The following is a 16,569-nucleotide window of genomic DNA, read 5'->3' on the forward strand; positions in this document are numbered from 1 at the left end:
GGGGCGATTGCCGCCCAGGACCGCGTCAGCTCTGTGGTGAATGAGCGATCAGGCAAAAACTTAGAGGGCCTTGTTGACGTTTGTCTGGCAGGTCACAAAACAAATGTGAACGGGCTCCAGAAACGGGGATGACATCACAGCTATGCAAAGTGAAACCGAAACACAGGCAGTGCCCGATACCTCCAGCACGTCCACCCCAGCAACGCCACCTCCCGCCCACATTGACCCGGTATGGCATGCGATCCAAGCTTGTGCCGCAGGGCAATTCGACGAGGCACTCCCATTCCTGAAAGCCGTGGTGGAAAACCATCCGGATCATGTCCCGGCTCTGATGGCCTTGGGTGCGGCACATGGTCAGCTGGGCATGCTGAGGGAAAGTAAGGACTATTTTGATCGCGTAGTGGAAGCGGACCCGAAGTCGGCACAGGCGTTTTCCAACCTGGGTAACGTCCTCAAGCTGATGAACGATCTACCTGCCGCAGTCACGGCGTATCGGCGGGCGATTACTCTGCAGCCGGGGCTGGCCGATGCCCATTACAACCTCGCTACCTTGCTGCTGGATATCGGCGATCTGGAAGAAGCCGAGAAGTCGCTGGAACGCGCGCTATTGTTCCGGCCTGCCTATTCCGAGGCGCATAACAATCTTGGCGATCTGCATATGCGACGTGGGAAAGTCGAAATTGCCCTGTCACATTTCCGTCAGGCGCTGGTGTGGAATCAACACTTGCCACAGGCACAGGCCAATCTGGTTCTGGCCTTGTATCGGCTCGGGCTTTATGAAGAAGGTGAGGCGGTTGTCAACACGGCACTGGCGGAGCGCCCTGACGATACACAGGTGCTGATGAATCAGGCCATGGGCTTGCTGGCACAAGGACGCACCGCCGATGCGGAAGCAATTTACCGGGGTCTGATTGAGCGGTTTCCGGAAGAGATCGGGCCGTGGGTGAATCTGGGGGGCGTACTGCAGATTCAACAGCGTTATGAGGAGGCCGCCGAGTGTTATCGCAAAGCCATGTCGCTGAAGGGTGTGAATGCCTCGCTTTGCCTTGCCAGCATGGCGGGTCTCTGGCTGTCGCAGGACCAGCCGGCCAAAGCGATTGAAGAGCTCAAACATGCCGTCATGCTTGAATCGCGCCACGCGGGCGTCCTGGCGAATCTGGGCTGGGCCATGGTCTCGGGCGGCGATGCGGCGCTTGGTGTGGAAAGCATACGACGGGCTGTGGCACTGGCCCCCCAATTGCCAGAGCTGCGCTCTAATCTGATCTACGGCGTACATTTTGATCCGGCACTGACACCCGAAAAACGCTTTGAAACAGCCAGAGAGTGGAATACCTGCTATGGCGACCCCAAGGATAAGTTGCCGATCTTTCCCCTGCGGCAATTCGGAAAAGGGGATCGCCTGCGCTTGGGCATTGTATCGGGCGATCTGCGCAACCATTCGGTTGCGACCTGTCTGGAGCCGCTGTTCGAGCACTTGGATCACGACCGGATTGAACTCAGCTGCTACTACACCTCTGGCCAGCAGGATGCCGTGACCGAGCGACTGAAGCGGCACGCAGACTTATGGCGAGCGGTGGCGCCTCTTTCCTATTTTGATCTGGCGCAACGTATTCGCCGTGATGGCATAGACATTCTGATTGACCTTTCATGGCATACCGGTGGCAACCGGCTGGCCGCATTTGCCCTGAAACCCGCCCCGGTGCAGGCAAGCTGGCTGGGCTTCTTTGCGACAACGGGCCTGGATGCCATCGATTTCCGCCTCAGTGATGCCATCATGGACCCGCCAGGTCAGACCGAAGCCTGGCATAGCGAGCAATTGATCCGCATGCCAACCGCACTGACCTTCCGCCCCCCCGCCGATGCGCCGGCCATTGCGTCGTTGCCGGCAAGCCGCACTGGCAAGCTCACCTATGCCTCGGTGTCGAAATATGGCCGGATCAATGCACGGGTGCTTGATGCCTGGGCACGGGTATTACATGCACAGCCCGATACCCGGCTGATTGTCTTTACAGGCATTGACGCCAGAGATGGTGCAACGCTGGAGCGTGCACGCCGCCAGTTTGCCATGCATGAACTGGACGAGGATCGCATCGACATCCGGCCGCGACTACCGCTTGCCGATTTTTTGGCAGCCCTGACGACAGAGGCCGATGTCGTGCTCGATACCTTTCCCTACTGTGGGGGGGTGGGCACCCTGTACGCGCTGTGGATGGGCTTGCCCACCGTGACTCTGGCCGGCCCCAGCAGCTATGAACGAACCGGCGCCAGTGTCATGACGCATGCCGGGCTGGGTCACTGGATGGCAACGGAGGTCGATGCCTTCGTTGCAATTGCCAGCCATGCCGGTGACGATTTGTCGGAACTCACACGCTTGCGCGAAAGTATCCGGACAAGCCTGAAAGCCACCCCCTTGCTGGATGGCCGGCAGTTTGCGCGGAGCTTTGAAACCGCGTTGTTCGAGATGTGGGAAGTTGCCTTGGCGGCCCAGCAGGCGCAAAAACAAGAAATGACGGAGGGAAGCGATGTTTGATCAGAAAAGCATCATGGTGACGGGCGGTACGGGTTCATTCGGCCGCAAATTCATCCGCAGCGTACTGGCGCGTTACCAGCCACGCCGACTGGTGGTGTTCTCGCGGGATGAACTCAAGCAGTATGAAATGCAGCAGGAGTTCAACGCCCCCTGTATGCGCTACTTTCTGGGCGATGTGCGAGATCGTGAACGGCTGACTCAGGCCATGCGTGGCATTGACTACGTGGTACATGCTGCAGCGCTCAAACAGGTGCCAGCCGCTGAATACAATCCGACCGAGTGCATCCGCACCAATGTCAACGGCGCCGAGAATGTCATCCACGCGGCAATCGAAAACGGCGTAGCGCGGGTGATAGCGCTCTCAACTGATAAGGCTGCCAGCCCGGTCAATCTGTATGGCGCAACCAAACTGCTATCAGACAAGTTGTTCGTGGCCGGCAATAACATTGTGGGAGCCGGCAAGACACGATTTTCTGTGGTGCGTTACGGCAATGTAGTGGGCTCGCGTGGCTCCGTCGTGCCTTTCTTTCGCAAGCTCATCGCCGATGGTGTTAGCGAGCTGCCGATTACCGATGCGCGGATGACACGCTTCTGGATTACCTTGCAGCAAGGCGTGGACTTTGTGCTCGCCAACTTTGAGCGGATGCATGGCGGCGAAGTATTCGTACCGAAGATTCCATCGATTCGCATTACCGATCTGGCCATGGCGATGGCACCACAGCTCAAGCACCAGATCATTGGTATCCGCCCAGGAGAGAAACTGCACGAATTGATGGTGCCAAGGGATGATTCGCGCCATACCATCGAATTTCCCGACCACTACGTTATTGCGCCAGCCATCCGGTTTGTTGATGCCGGCGTCGATTACACACGCAATGCTGTGGGTCTGCAGGGACAGGCCGTCGCGGAGGGCTTCAAGTACAGCTCAGATCTTAACCCTCACTTTTTGACGATAGACGAGTTGGTGGAGCTCGACAGGCAGACGCCGTAAACGATCAAATGGCATACGTGTATCAAAGCAAAATGGGAACGGAAGGTTCCCATTTTGCTTTTTAACGCCTTGCGACGCGGCCATCACATGAAAAGACTCACTGTTTGTGGTTTTTCTTGTTGATGACCATTTCGACCATCTTTTTGGCATGCTCCATGATCAGGTCGGTGTCGTTGAACACTTCCATGCTGTTTTCTGTGGTGATCTGCGCCTGGCCTAGCAGCAGCCCGGTAGGACGATCCTTGATGAATACCGTCGAACGAATTTCATCGCGCCCGGCAAACCAGCCGAAAGCAAGGCGTTCAACCGGATGGCGCATGGCAAAATTCTCGAAACGGATTTCCAGAACCTTATCAGCGCTATCGAGTGAACCCAGCATACTGTGCTTATCCAGATTCTTTTCCAGTTCCGATTTGAATAGCTCTTTTTCATTTCTCGGCATAATGCCGGTGAATATGAAGCTGTAAGCGTATTTATCGGCAGCGGCGACTTCGAGCGGAATCTTGACCTTGGTATGTGTGGCTACGCAGCCTGTGGCAACAACACACAGTTCCGACTTTGCAGGTCTTTGCACACCGGCACACCCAACCAGTACGCCGCAGGCGATGGCGGAAAGGACCAGACTCTTGATTTTCATTCGGGAAATCCTTATATCAAAATGATGCGTTTGCCCGATCAGCAAGACGTAATATAAAAGCCATTCGCATCAGCCAGAGAATTAAAATGGCTGGCACCCTGAATTCGGTGTTTCACACGGCATTTTTGTGTGCCGCTGCTTTTCAAGCATAGCAGACTGTTATCCGGCAGACCGTTTTGTGAAACACTTGGCATATTAACTCAGGCTGAATCGTTCGCAAAAGTCGTTTACCTGTCGGTAAGCGTTCTGCCTGGCGTTGCCAAATAACTTTTACTGGCCAGTCCGTGATGTATGCCAGATAAAATCCAGATACAACAATAGGTTGTCTCCGCTGCAAGTGGTAGGGGAATTCTGATCGGTCTGTGCAGATGTAGCGGATTGGTGCAGAACTTTTTGCCACTGCCCTGTTTTATGCCACTTTGTGGCGACACAGTTCGCAGCGGGCCGACCAAATTACCAGCTGCACCTGAAATTCCATTCTTATGTCTATAGCAGAAAGAAAAAAACGCGAGCGCGATGCGCTTCGCCGCAAGATCATTGATGCCGCCAGGGAGTTGTGTGTCGAGGTTGGCTACGATGCCTTGACCTTGCGCGCCATTGCCGGCCGGATCGATTACTCGACAACCGTCATTTACACCTTGTTTGAAGACAAGGCGGATCTTCTACGCGCCATCGCGGACGAAGACTTTGCCGAGCTCACCCGCCTGTTACAGGCGAACGATGACGAGACCGTGAGTCCTGGTCAGAGGGTGGTGGGATTGGCGAATAGCTTTGTGCAGTTTGCGATGGAGCAACCCGAGCACTATCGGCGTATCTTCATCAATCCGCCGCCACCAGTGTCGGTGGAAGAATCGGCGGCGGAGCACGGGAATCCAAATGAAGATGCTTACGCCTTTGCTCGTTCTCTGTTCGAGGCTGTGGTGCATGACACCCCTCAGATTCTTGAGCGCGACCCGGATGCGTTGCTGCAGATGTTCTGGGGCACACTGCATGGCCTGATTTCAATCAACATGATCCTGCGTGATGAACCTTGGGTGACACTGCAACCCTTACCCAGGCTGGTCGAGGGGGCTACGCGGGCACTGTTGAGAGGGATGGGCGTGGTAGTTTGAGGTAGCAAACCTAACGTCAACATGAGTTTGTAACATGAAGGCAATTATTCTGGCCGGGATTCAGGCAAGTGGTAAGTCCAGTTTCTGCAGACAACAGTTTTTTGATACGCATATCCGGTTGAATCTGGACATGCTCAGAACGCGGCGGCGTGAGGCAATCTTGCTTGAAGCCTGTCTGGCCGCTCAGCAACCTGTGCTGATCGACAATACCAATCCACATAGCGATGACCGACGCCGCTATCTGAATGTGCTGCGCGCTGCGCGTTATCAGGTGGACTGCTATTACTTTCCACCAGACATAGACGGGTGCCTCGCACGCAATGCCGGGCGTGACGGCAAGGCATGCATCCCTGATGTGGCCATTCTCGGTACGGTCAGCAAATGGCAGACGCCTTCGTTTGCTGAGGGTTTCGATCATCTCTACACCGTGAAATTGCTGGAGGGAACGTTTGTCGTCGATGAGGTTATGCGTGAGATTTGAGAGTCCGGACTGTGCCTCCTGGCGGCTGCTTGCCAAGGCTTGGCATGGTTTGGCGGTACGTTATATCCGTCGCAATCATTAGCCAAAACTCAATCGGACTTGACGTTTGCTTCAGCGGGCAAGGCAAACAGGGGGGTAACGCGCCAGCCATGGCTTTGCAAAATGGCTGCCAAGGCATGAGACCGGGTGAGCTGAGCAGGTTCCGAGTCAAACTCGCACAGCCATGCTTGCGGTGCAGAGGTGTGAGAGATCAAACGTCGTAGCATGGGGGTCGGGATATGGGCGCAGGCTTGCAGGCAGAGTTGTGCACGTTCTGATTCTGCTTGGCTAGGGGGCTGTGGGTGACCATGCTGAATCAGCGCCTGAAGGGGTGTTGGGGCGGGCTCCGGTATGGACAGTTGTCTGCTGAAAGGTGGCTCGGACAGATTCCACCAATCTGCAGGCCCCATGGAGGGCGGGGCTATCGCTGCTTGCCAGAGCTGTGTTCGGTTGTCTGGGGTGTTCGGGATGGCCCGGTTATGATCGTCAATGTACATCGCCATTGCATCGGCGGCAGTGCAGGGAACGCAGAGATTGAAATCGCCGGAATTGAAGCTCCCCAGCTCGGCACGGGCGCGTGCCTCATTGAAGATCCCCGCTTCTTCAAGCACATAGACGGTACTACTGTCTTTGGCACGGCGTAGGCTGATGAATTTATCGTCAGCCTGCGTGCCAACAACGCTGATTACATAGTAGAGCGTCATGTTTCAAATTCTTTAGATGGTTCGCCTTGGGCTTGTGTGGCTTCGGCGCTCAATGATCGAGCATTCTGGGTCCGACCTGGGGTCTCAGGAGCGCGGCCGGAACCACAGCCACCACAGACCAAACATGACAAAGCCCACCAGGGCATAGCGCATTGCAAACAGGACTTCCTTCCAGTTGGCACCTTCTACACCCGAAATCACAACAATGTGCATGGTCTCGATATTCAGGTTGCGCGCATTGAGCAAACCCATCGATACCCGGACCTGACTGTCCGACTGGAATCGGACTGGTGCAGAAACCGCCGTGAGTTTTAACTTTTCACCTGCCTTGGCGCCTGCTCGCGACAGGCCGGCCATCGGGTTCGCCCGGTTCAAGCCATTCTCAAAATTCCAACCTGCTTGCCATAACGAGGCGGCATCACCGTCTTCTCCTGCGGTGGCTTCCATAACTACGACGAATTTATAAGGACTCTTGCTGGATTCGACAAACAGCGGCCCACTTTGCCAGTCTTCGGTGCGGGCCGCCATGCGTTCCAGCAGCGATTCATTAGGTTTGATAGGGTCTGGCTTGAATGCGTTGAATTTGGCAATGGCTTCTTTGGGAATTTCATATTCGTAGACGAGTTCCTTGCCATATCTTTTGACCAGCGCCGGCAGGTTATCGACTTGTGCCATCGCCTGATTGGCCATTGTCAGGGTGCACAGAATGATCAGCGTACGTGCGAACAGGAGACGAAGGGGCTGAACCCAAGCGGATTGGAATTTTGGTCTCATACTTTTGGGTTGGAAGCGTTATTGATTGGCAGTGAGCCTAGGCTCTGTTGACGTTGGGTTTGCGGCTGTAAACCCAACGTCAACAGAACCCAGCTGGATTGACTATCCTATAGAGCATATAAAAACGTACCGTGTGCAACCCTGCACAATTGCAAAATGGATCAAAGGCGCCAAGTACTTTGAACAAATGTCATAAGTAGGTCATAGCACGCAGGAGGCCCATGCATTTTCACTCCTTTCGTTTGAAATGGCTAATGTCCATCGCCTTTGCGTTACTTGGGCTGCTGATTTCTTCCGGCCTGGGGATGGCATTGATTCAAGCCGTTGAGGAAGAAATGCGCGAAGAAGTCGGCAACGATCTGGCTGTCACCGCAGTACAGATTCGCGATGCGCTTGATCGTACCGTTTATGACCGCTTTGTCGATTTACGCGCCATGACAACATTGCGGCAAATCAACGAACCGGGCCGCTCACCTGCTGATGGTCGCAAGCTATTGGAGAAAATGCAGATCCACTACCCGGACTTGGCATGGATCGGCTATGCCGACATGGATGGCGTGGTGCGATTTGCCACATCGCAGGTTATGGAAGGCGTGAATGTAGGCATCAGACCTTGGTTCACTAATGGCTTGCGTGATAGTTATGTGGGGGATGTTCACGAAGCCGCGTTGTTGACCAAGTTACTTGGAATGCCCAATTCGCCTGATCAGTCCGTACGTTTCATTGATATCGCAATGCCCGTCAGGGATGAAGCAGGGGTCATACGAGGAGTACTGGGTGCCCACTTGTTCTGGAAGAGCCTTTCTGACATCACCAGTAGCTCTGCAGAGATTGTCCGTGCCCGTTGGGTGCCTGTGGAGTTGTTCATTTTGGATAAAGGGGGACGGGCACTGCTGACACCGCCTGGCGCCAGTAGCGCCATACCACAAACTTTGGCGGTTTTGCAGAAGTCTCCTGGGGTGGCGGCTCAGGTGTTGGGCTGGCCTGATAATTTCGAATATCTGACCAGCGTAACGTTAACCAAAGGTTTGCATGAATTTAAAGGGCTGGACTGGCAGATTGTTGTTCGACAGAGGGCAGACCAGGCATTTGCCTCTATTACATTGCTGCAATCCCGCATTACCATGTTGGGCTTGGCATGCATTGCGACGGCTGGTTTGATTGGGTACCGCTGTGGTAGTTGGTTGGCGAAGCCGCTGCTAAAACTCGTTGGACCCGTACAACTTACCGGCATTGCATTAAAGAGCAGGTCCGAGATCGAACCCAATTGTGCCGAAGTGGCTTGGCTGCTGGACTACTGCGATCGTCAGTCTCGCATGCTCTCTGAGTCCAGGCAGCTGCAGGCTGCACTGGAAGTAGACAGGCATTCGCAACTGGCAGCGGTCAATCAGGCATTGGAAAGCGCCAATCGATCTTTGTGCGGTGCTCTCCAGCAAAGGCAAGAACTTATGGATCAGATTGCGATTCTGACTAGCACCGACAATCTGACGGGGTTGCTGAATCGCAGAGCATTCTATGAGCGCGGCGCTCAGGAGTTGCGATCTCTTGCGCGACAGACAGGATACCTTGCGCTGCTTGTCTTCAATGTTGACGGGTTCAAGCGCATCAACGAGCGCTTTGGTAATGAGGCGGGGGACAGAGCGCTACAACGACTTGCTGCTTGCGCTCAGACCTCTCTCGGGTCAGGCGCCTTGTTGGCACGTTTAAATGGGGATGAATTTGCGGTGCTGTTGCGAGATACCGACGCTAGTGTCGCGCAAGCTACTGCACACCATCTGTTGCAAGCCGTGGCGAGTTTGGGGGTCGAAACAGATCAAGGCCCCATTTCTATGAGTGCTTGTGTTGGTGTCGTGATCAGCAATGGCCGGCAGAGCCTTGAAGTGCTGCTGAGTCAGGCGGATGGCGCGCTAGGTAGAGCCAAGCAGCGCGGCATCAATCAGGTGGAGTGCCAGGCTGCACTAGAGGAGGCGGAAAGTGAGCCTTCTTCGATTCGACTATCTTAATTGGGTAGGTTGAAGGGAAATTTCCGACTGCATCCTGAATGGCACCCTTTGCAATCATGCTCTGTCATCCAGACATTTACAAATCTCAAGCGGCATCGAGTAGTGAGGGCTGCCAAAAATGGCAATAGAAATCCGGCCTGCAGTACCAGAAGACGCTGCGCTATATAACCGCTTTTTTCGAGAGCTGCTGAATCAAACCCGCTTCATGATGTTGTCGGCCGATGAATACAGGCGTTCCGATCAAGAGATGCAGATAGTTTTCAGGAAATTTGCAGAACATGACAACCATCTGTTCCTTCTGTCGATGGATGAAGCTGGCGTCACCGGCTTTCTCTCGGTAGCAGGCGGCGCTGCCAAAAAGAACTGGGGTAATGGCTACGTGGCAATGGGTTTGCTGCGTCGTAGCCAAGGACAGGGAATTGGGGCAGCTCTGTTTGAACATGCCGAACAATGGGCTGCCGTAGCGGGCTTGTGGCGCTTGGAGCTGACCGTGATGGCAGATAATCAGCCAGCACAATGCCTTTACCGTAAGCGTGGTTTTGAGGTGGATGGTGTCAAACGACGCTCCCTGCGCATGGATGGTTGCTGGATTGACGAATTGCTGATGTCAAAGCTGATTGAAGTGAGGAGTTCGTCTTGACTTACTGTGTTGCGATGCGGCTTGCCGAGGGGTTGATCTTCGCCTCTGATACGCGCACCAATGCTGGTGTCGATCACATTGCTACGTTTCGAAAGATGCATGTTTTCGAGCAGCCTGGCGACAGACTGATTGTGCTTCTGACTTCCGGTAACCTCGCAACCAGCCAGAGTGTGGTTGGCCTGCTCCGACACCGATGCGGCCTAAGCGGGGACTGCTTGCTCACAGTCCCAAACCTGTATCAGGCTGCCGTGTTGGTTGGGGCCACCGTGAGGGAGATTCTGGCCAGGGATTCGTTTAATCCAACTGCTGGCCAGAGTATTGACTTTGGGTGCTCGATATTGCTCGGTGGCCAAATTCAAGGTGAAGAACCGGGATTGTTCAATATCTACCCGCAAGGCAATTTCATCGAAGCGAGCGTGGACACGCCATATTTTCAGATCGGAGAAGCGAAGTACGGCAAGCCGATCATCGATAGAGTGTTGCGATATCAAACGCCCTTGAAAGAAGCTGCCAAGTGTACCTTGATCTCATTTGACTCGACGGTGCGTAGCAATCTGTCTGTCGGCTTGCCCATTGACATGATGCTCTATCGAACAGGCAGCTTCACTGCGGCAACCATCTGCCGTATCGATGGTAGCGATCCATATTTCAACCAACTTCGAAAAGGTTGGGGCGAGGGATTGCGTAAGGTATTTGCAAAGCTACCCGACGCAGACTGGTTTTGAATCAGGGCAACCTTGAAGAAAAAATTTCAATATGTAGAGAATCGCAAGTATATAGATAGCTGTGGGCGAGCAAACCATATTGCTCAACAAGCAAATAAGTGCGTCGTAGATAACACCTGCTTGCCTGGCACAGGGTGAATATTGCCACCTAACAGTCTGACAAATTGACTGATGGTCGCATGGATATTAGAATCCACTGATTTAGCTGATGATTTTTGAGAGGATGAAGGGGCTTGAGTTCTGATCTGGTAATACATCTGCTAGCAGAGCTTCTGTGGAATGCTCTGGCAATCTGTGGCCCGCTCATGCTACTTACCATGCTGATTGGTCTGCTTATTAGCGTGTTTCAGGTAGTGACACAAGTACAAGATATGTCGTTATCGTTTGTTCCGAAGCTTTTGGTAACAGTAGTGACACTCGTTGTCGCCGGGCCATGGATGCTGCGGAAGTTGGTAACTTATGCTTCGCATTTAATTGCAAATATACCAAATTATATATAAGGGAATTCCGTGATTATCAGTACGGATATGGCATGGATTGTCAGTGTGTTTCTTTGCTTTGTCCGAATATCAGCTGCCTTGATAATGACACCGGTATTTGGTGGTTTTTCTATTCCTGTTAATTTCAGAGTTCTGCTTATGCTTGCGTTGGCTGCCTTACTGGTTTCCGGTGGCATTGCCAATGTTTCTGCGCTTAAGTTGAGTGCAGGGGTTATTATTGAGGCTGCGGTTGCGGAATTTATCACCGGAATACTATTGGCATATGGGGTGTTTGTCGCTTTTGCAATATTCAGTTTTGGCGGGAAGTTGCTCGACTCTCAAGTTGGATTTGGGATTGGGGGTTTGATAGACCCAGTTACTAGGGCACCATCACCAGTCTTGGCGTCTGCTATTGATATTTTTGCGATTGTATTCTTTTTTACTGCAAATATTCACCATTTTTTAATAAAGGGATTAAAGTATTCATTTGAGATGGTTCCGTTGGGCGTAGGATTGCGTATTGAATCTGCTGATTTGGCACTTCGCCAGTTTGGCCTGGTATTTATTAGCGGCTTCTCTATTGCGGCACCGGTTATCTTTTTATTGTTGTTGATTGATATTGGTTTGGCGGTATTGTCTCGCAATTTGCCGCAGTTCAATGTATTTATGATTAGTGTGCCAATCAAAATTGTAGCGGGTTTGGCGTTGCTTGCAGCATCCCTGCATCTTTTTTTCCCATTGATTAATAAGATATTTTATACAATACCACGATATTTTGAGAGCTTGATCGGATAATCCATGGAAGAAGGTCAAGATAAAAGCCAGCCAGCAACTGAATATAAGCTGAATGAAGCCAAAAAGCGCGGCAATGTTGCCAAGAGTCCGGATGTGGTCTATGTGGCAATATTAGCTGCGGTAGTGGGATTTCTATACGCCATGGGCCCTCGCGTCGTTAAAGAGGAGTTATTGGTGGCGCGCGCTATTTTCTCCAAAATTGGGTCGGTATCTGCCAATGAAGGTGAAGTGTTTCAATTTCTGTCTGGCGCATTAGTCGCCTGGCTGAGCCCATTTGCTCCCTTTTTGCTTCTGGTTGTTGTGCTGGCGGTCGTGGGTTCCTTGGTGCAAACTGGTCCGATTTTAAGTGCCCATCCAATCAAGCCTGATTTTGACAGAATTAATCCTGTTGCGGGATTTAAGAAATTTTTTTCGATCAAGATTATTTATCAAGCATTTAAAAGTTTATTCAAAATAAGTGTGGTAGCTTTTGTATTGGCGGTGACGCTATTCCATCTGGTTCACTTTTTTCTTAAGACCGCACATGCGGAGCCAGTTAGCTACTTGGCGCTGATGTTAGACATAATTGCATCTGTGTTGTTCAAATTGCTCATCGCTATGTTGGTATTGGCTATACTGGATTTTGCTTATACCCGATGGGAATTTTCTCGTCAGATGAGGATGAGCCATAAAGATATCAAGGATGAAGTCAAGCAAAGGGAGGGGGATCCACGCATCAAATCCCGGCTCCGTCAATTGAGAATGGAGCATTTAAAGAAGAGCAAGGCGGCAAAGCAGGCTCCAAATGCAGATGTTCTACTTGTTAACCCTACGCATTTTGCAGTTGCAATTCAGTATAAGCATGGGGAAATGGCTGCGCCGCTTGTGCTGGCAAAGGGGGCAGGTGACCTGGCTGCTAAAATGAGAGAAATTGCTTCACGACATGGAATCCCGATTGTGCAAAACCCCCTGCTTACTCGTGCGCTGTATAGAATGACTGAATCGAATTCCTATGTACCTGAAGAGCTATATCCTCAGGTGGCAAAAATATTGGTTTGGGTGTTTGCAATGAAAAATTCCAGGCAAGCGAGGGTGGTGTGATCGAGTCTCTAAAAAAACTATTGGGAAGAAATTCAGACATCGCGCTAGTAATACTGGTCGTCGGGGTGTTGATCGTATTATTTACACCGATTCCATCCCAGTTTCTCGATTTTTTAATTCTATGTAACATCAGCTTTGCGCTGCTGATACTGCTGCTTACTTTTTATATGGAGAAGCCGGTTGATTTCTCTACTTTCCCAACATTATTACTGATTGCCACGCTATTTAGATTATCCCTTAACATTGCCGCAACACGTCTAATTCTTTCTGAGGGCGATGCAGGTAGAGTAATTGGCGCTGTTGGCAGCTATGTAGTTGGTGGAAATTATGTAATTGGATTTATTGTATTTTTAATACTGATTGTGGTGCAGTATGTTGTGGTAACCAATGGCGCGCAACGTGTCTCTGAGGTTGCTGCACGTTTTACGCTCGATAGCATGCCTGGGCAGCAGATGAGTATTGATGCTGATCTGAATATGGGCTTTATTGATCAGGAGGAAGCAAAGCGACGTAGAAAAGGTTTGGAGAAGGAGGCGGCGTTTTATGGTGCAATGGATGGTGCGAGCAAGTTTGTTAAAGGAGATGCCATTGCCGGCATTGTGATAATGCTGATCAATGTCATCGGTGGATTGGTTATCGGTGTAATGCAGATGGGCATGCGCTGGGATCAAGCCCTTCAAAACTTTACTTTGCTAACTATTGGTGATGGGATTGTTACGCAAGTTCCCGCATTAGTTATTTCTGTTGGCACTGGCATTATTGTTACCCGGTCTGCGTCTGATCAGCAATTAAGCCGTGAAGTTTTGAAGCAGATTGTTTCCTTCCCCAAAACCTTGATTCTTGTTGCTCTGGCATTGATCGGGTTGCTCCTGTTGCCGGGAATTCCCGCTTTGCCCGCATTGTTCATTGCGACAGCTATGTTGTTTTTTGCATGGATGGCCAAAAAATTCTCTCAGGAGGATACTAAAGGCGAAGCAGATGAGGCGTCCGAGGGTGGTTTGGATGGTAAGGACGAATCTTATGATTTGTTGAATGTGGAGGCAATTGAAGTCAATTTGGGAGTTAATCTCGCAGGTTTGGTTGGTGATGAGCATTCCATATTTATGGAAAGAGTATCTGCATTCCGAAAGCAATATGCACTTGAATCTGGATTGGTCCTACCAAAAATTCGCTTTCGTGAATTAAGTCGGTTAGGAACTAATTCATATGAAATTAGTGTATTTGGGGTGGTGGTGGGTAGAGGCGAGATTATTCCGGATCGCATTCTCGCCATTTATGCGGGAACTAATATCAAGAAAATTAAGGGTATCGAAACTAAAGACCCTACATATGGCTTGCCTGCGTTATGGATTGAAGAGTCGGAAAGGGAGGTTGCGCGGGCGGCAAAGTATACCCTGGTGGATGCTGCCACTGTATTGATGACGCATCTCAGTGAGATATTGCGACAACAGTCTGCTGCCTTGTTAACGCGTACTGAGGCAGAGCGATTGCTGACGCAAATCAGGCAACAACAACCGGGGCTGGTTGAAGAAATTGTCCCAACGCTTTTGTCGGTTGGTGATATTCAAAAGGTATTGCAGAGCTTGTTAAAAGAGAAGGTTTCTATCAGGCACTTGCAGGCAATTTTGGAGGCGCTGGCCGATGCTTCTCGTAACAACAAAGATCCGGCATATTTGACGGAAGTTGTTAGACAAAGGCTTGGGGCGATTATCTGTCAAGCACTAGTAACGGGTAACAATGTGCTGCAAGTGCTTACACTTGACCCAGTAATTGAGCATCAATTCTCTCAAGGGGTTAAGTCCATGGAAGCGGGTGCAGGGCTGGCAATGGATCCAAAGCTGGCAGAGCAAGTAATGGGTCGCTTAGCACAGCACGTCGATAAGATGATGAAAAATAATTTACTTCCAGTGTTGCTATGCTCTCCAGAGTTGCGACGACATTTTCGTACACTTTCGGAAAGAATGATGCCTCACCTGCGAGTGCTGTCCATGTCTGAGATTCCGAGCAATATTGAACTCAGATCGTTTGGCACTGTGACAATAAATTAGGAATATATATATGGCAACTAATGCTTTGGCAATATCTGCGCTCAGTATGCAAGCAGATGTGAAGCGTATTGAGCTGATAGGGCAGAATTTGGCAAATATTACGACCCCGGGTTATAGGCGCGTATTTACCGCTACACATTCTTTTCCAGATATCTTTAACGGAAATGTTTCGCCTGAGCGTTTCCCCTATGGCGGAATTGCGGCCGAAAAGAAGATAGATAATCGGGTAGGGCCGATTAAATCGACTGGTAAGATACTAGATCTTGCAATTGATGGTAATTTAGGCTTCTTTGAACTAGCTGGAGCAAATGGTCCTGTATATACGCGACGTGGGGATTTTTCTTTAGATGCCCGGGGGAGGATTGTTAGCGCTGATGGCTTTGCTCTGATGGGGGATTCAGGGGAAATTTTTTTACCGAAAGGAAAACTGGATATTGATGCGAATGGTGTTGTCAAAGTAGACAGTGTGAAAGTAGCAAAAATTAGAATAGCTGTGATAGAGGATGCCAACTCCCTGACGGAGTTGGGAAATGGTTTATATTCTGGCCTTGTCAGTCAGTCAAATAAAGAGGTAGTTGGAGTTGTGCCGGGCCACCTTGAGGGGTCGTCTGTGGTTTCAATGACTGAGATGGTCAATATGCTGGAAACCATGCGCCACTTTGAGGCGAATCAAAAGTTGATGCAGGGCTATGATGAGGTTCTTAGTAAGGCTATTCAGAAATTAGGCGAATTTTAATAAAGAGGGCGAGACATGATAAACGCTATTTATATCGGCGCTAGTGGTATGAGTGCCCAACAGGCTCAAGTTGATACCATTGCAAATAATATGGTGAATATTACTACCCCAGGCTTTAAGCGTAGTGGTGTGAATTTTCAGAATGCAATAGCGCGTGAAATGCAGGCATCAGCATTGCAAGGCCGGAGTGGTGGGGAAGGCGCATCAGGGATTGGGGTGAGTGTCGCGGGGGTCGTGAGAGACTTCGCGATTGGAGAAATTAAATCTACTGAATCACCTTATGATTTGGCAATTAAAGGAGAAGGCTTCATTCAGTTGAGTATGCCTGATGGAACTCTGGCTTATTCGCGTGGAGGGACGCTGAAAGTAAATGAGTTGGGTCAATTGGTTAATCGGGCTGGCTTTCCCATTTATCCAAATATTCAAATGCCTGGTGATGCTACGGGAATAAGGATAAAAAGTGATGGCAGAGTAGAGGCGTTGATGGGCGATGGTAACGATCCCTTGGACATTGGGCAAATTGATCTTGTGTTGTTTGCCAACCCCTCTGGCTTGCAGGCAGGCGCCGATGGCATGTATCGCCCCACTGACAAAAGCGGCGAACCCGCTCTGGCTAGAGAGGGAGACTCAAGGGCGGGTGTATTGCTACAAGGGCAGATTGAATTATCCAATGTGAAAATGATTGATGAAATGATGAGCCTAATGCTCGCTCAGCGGGCTTATGAGATGAGTAGCAAGGTTGTGCAGACAGCAGACGAATTGATGTCGCTTAGCAATAACTTGCGTCGATAGTTA

Annotated in this window: 16 protein-coding genes; 13 read left to right on the forward strand and 3 right to left on the reverse strand. The window is 50.9% G+C overall.

Annotated elements, in window-relative coordinates; genetic code table 11:
• The first annotated feature begins 142 nt into the window (after positions 1-142).
• Together PZA18_RS13680 and pseB are read left to right on the forward strand one after the other, a co-directional pair.
• Positions 143-2,530, forward strand: a complete 2,388-nt coding sequence (locus tag PZA18_RS13680; protein WP_284101413.1) for an O-linked N-acetylglucosamine transferase family protein — start codon at positions 143-145, stop codon at positions 2,528-2,530.
• On the forward strand, positions 2,523-3,521 hold the full coding sequence (gene pseB / locus PZA18_RS13685) for a UDP-N-acetylglucosamine 4,6-dehydratase (inverting) (RefSeq protein WP_284101414.1): 999 nt from the start codon (positions 2,523-2,525) through the stop codon (positions 3,519-3,521). The genes PZA18_RS13680 and pseB overlap by 8 nt, the downstream gene beginning before the upstream one ends.
• Before the next feature lie 97 nt (positions 3,522-3,618).
• Here pseB and PZA18_RS13690 read toward each other — a convergent pair whose 3' ends face one another.
• Entirely contained in the window at positions 3,619-4,158 is a 540-nt protein-coding gene (locus tag PZA18_RS13690; protein ID WP_284101415.1) for a hypothetical protein, read from the reverse strand.
• Between the two features lie 482 nt (positions 4,159-4,640).
• Between PZA18_RS13690 and PZA18_RS13695 the strand changes: the two genes are divergently transcribed.
• Both PZA18_RS13695 and PZA18_RS13700 read left to right on the forward strand, forming a co-directional pair.
• On the forward strand, positions 4,641-5,270 hold the full coding sequence (locus PZA18_RS13695) for a TetR/AcrR family transcriptional regulator (RefSeq protein ID WP_284101416.1): 630 nt from the start codon (positions 4,641-4,643) through the stop codon (positions 5,268-5,270).
• A gap of 34 nt (positions 5,271-5,304) precedes the next feature.
• Positions 5,305-5,751 carry an AAA family ATPase gene (locus PZA18_RS13700; protein WP_284101417.1) on the forward strand — a complete coding sequence of 149 codons (447 nt, stop codon included), beginning with the start codon at positions 5,305-5,307 and terminating at the stop codon, positions 5,749-5,751.
• An 89-nt stretch (positions 5,752-5,840) separates the two neighbouring features.
• Here PZA18_RS13700 and PZA18_RS13705 read toward each other — a convergent pair whose 3' ends face one another.
• Together PZA18_RS13705 and PZA18_RS13710 are read right to left on the reverse strand one after the other, a co-directional pair.
• Entirely contained in the window at positions 5,841-6,494 is a 654-nt protein-coding gene (locus PZA18_RS13705; RefSeq protein WP_284101418.1) for a hypothetical protein, read from the reverse strand.
• Between the two features lie 84 nt (positions 6,495-6,578).
• Positions 6,579-7,169 carry a hypothetical protein gene (locus PZA18_RS13710; RefSeq protein WP_284101419.1) on the reverse strand — a complete coding sequence of 197 codons (591 nt, stop codon included), beginning with the start codon at positions 7,167-7,169 and terminating at the stop codon, positions 6,579-6,581.
• Between the two features lie 353 nt (positions 7,170-7,522).
• On the opposite strand from PZA18_RS13710, the gene PZA18_RS13715 reads away from it, so the two are divergent.
• The 9 genes from PZA18_RS13715 (at position 7,523) to PZA18_RS13755 (ending at position 16,566) form a co-directional block, all read left to right on the forward strand.
• Positions 7,523-9,271: a sensor domain-containing diguanylate cyclase gene (locus PZA18_RS13715; RefSeq protein ID WP_284101420.1), complete on the forward strand. Its 1,749-nt coding sequence runs from the start codon at positions 7,523-7,525 to the stop codon at positions 9,269-9,271.
• A gap of 118 nt (positions 9,272-9,389) precedes the next feature.
• On the forward strand, positions 9,390-9,911 hold the full coding sequence (locus PZA18_RS13720; protein ID WP_284101421.1) for a GNAT family N-acetyltransferase: 522 nt from the start codon (positions 9,390-9,392) through the stop codon (positions 9,909-9,911).
• 14 nt (positions 9,912-9,925) lie between these two features.
• Positions 9,926-10,636 (forward strand): proteasome-type protease, encoded by a 711-nt coding sequence (locus PZA18_RS13725; protein ID WP_284101422.1) that lies wholly within the window; start codon positions 9,926-9,928, stop codon positions 10,634-10,636.
• Positions 10,637-10,869: 233 nt separating this feature from the next.
• Positions 10,870-11,136 carry a flagellar biosynthesis protein FliQ gene (gene fliQ, locus PZA18_RS13730; protein WP_284101423.1) on the forward strand — a complete coding sequence of 89 codons (267 nt, stop codon included), beginning with the start codon at positions 10,870-10,872 and terminating at the stop codon, positions 11,134-11,136.
• 9 nt (positions 11,137-11,145) lie between these two features.
• Complete coding sequence (locus tag PZA18_RS13735; RefSeq protein WP_284101424.1) at positions 11,146-11,910, forward strand: flagellar biosynthetic protein FliR; 765 nt, start codon at positions 11,146-11,148, stop codon at positions 11,908-11,910.
• A gap of 3 nt (positions 11,911-11,913) precedes the next feature.
• Complete coding sequence (locus tag PZA18_RS13740; protein ID WP_284101425.1) at positions 11,914-12,990, forward strand: EscU/YscU/HrcU family type III secretion system export apparatus switch protein; 1,077 nt, start codon at positions 11,914-11,916, stop codon at positions 12,988-12,990.
• On the forward strand, positions 12,987-15,038 hold the full coding sequence (flhA, locus tag PZA18_RS13745; protein WP_284101426.1) for a flagellar biosynthesis protein FlhA: 2,052 nt from the start codon (positions 12,987-12,989) through the stop codon (positions 15,036-15,038). The genes PZA18_RS13740 and flhA overlap by 4 nt, the downstream gene beginning before the upstream one ends.
• A 10-nt stretch (positions 15,039-15,048) precedes the next feature.
• Positions 15,049-15,774 (forward strand): flagellar hook-basal body protein, encoded by a 726-nt coding sequence (locus tag PZA18_RS13750; RefSeq protein WP_284101427.1) that lies wholly within the window; start codon positions 15,049-15,051, stop codon positions 15,772-15,774.
• 15 nt (positions 15,775-15,789) lie between these two features.
• Positions 15,790-16,566: a flagellar hook-basal body protein gene (locus tag PZA18_RS13755; RefSeq protein ID WP_284101428.1), complete on the forward strand. Its 777-nt coding sequence runs from the start codon at positions 15,790-15,792 to the stop codon at positions 16,564-16,566.
• Positions 16,567-16,569: the final 3 nt, after the last annotated feature.

This window comes from Parachitinimonas caeni (assembly GCF_030129945.1).
GTDB classification, from domain to species: Bacteria; Pseudomonadota; Gammaproteobacteria; order Burkholderiales; family Chitinimonadaceae; genus Parachitinimonas; species Parachitinimonas caeni.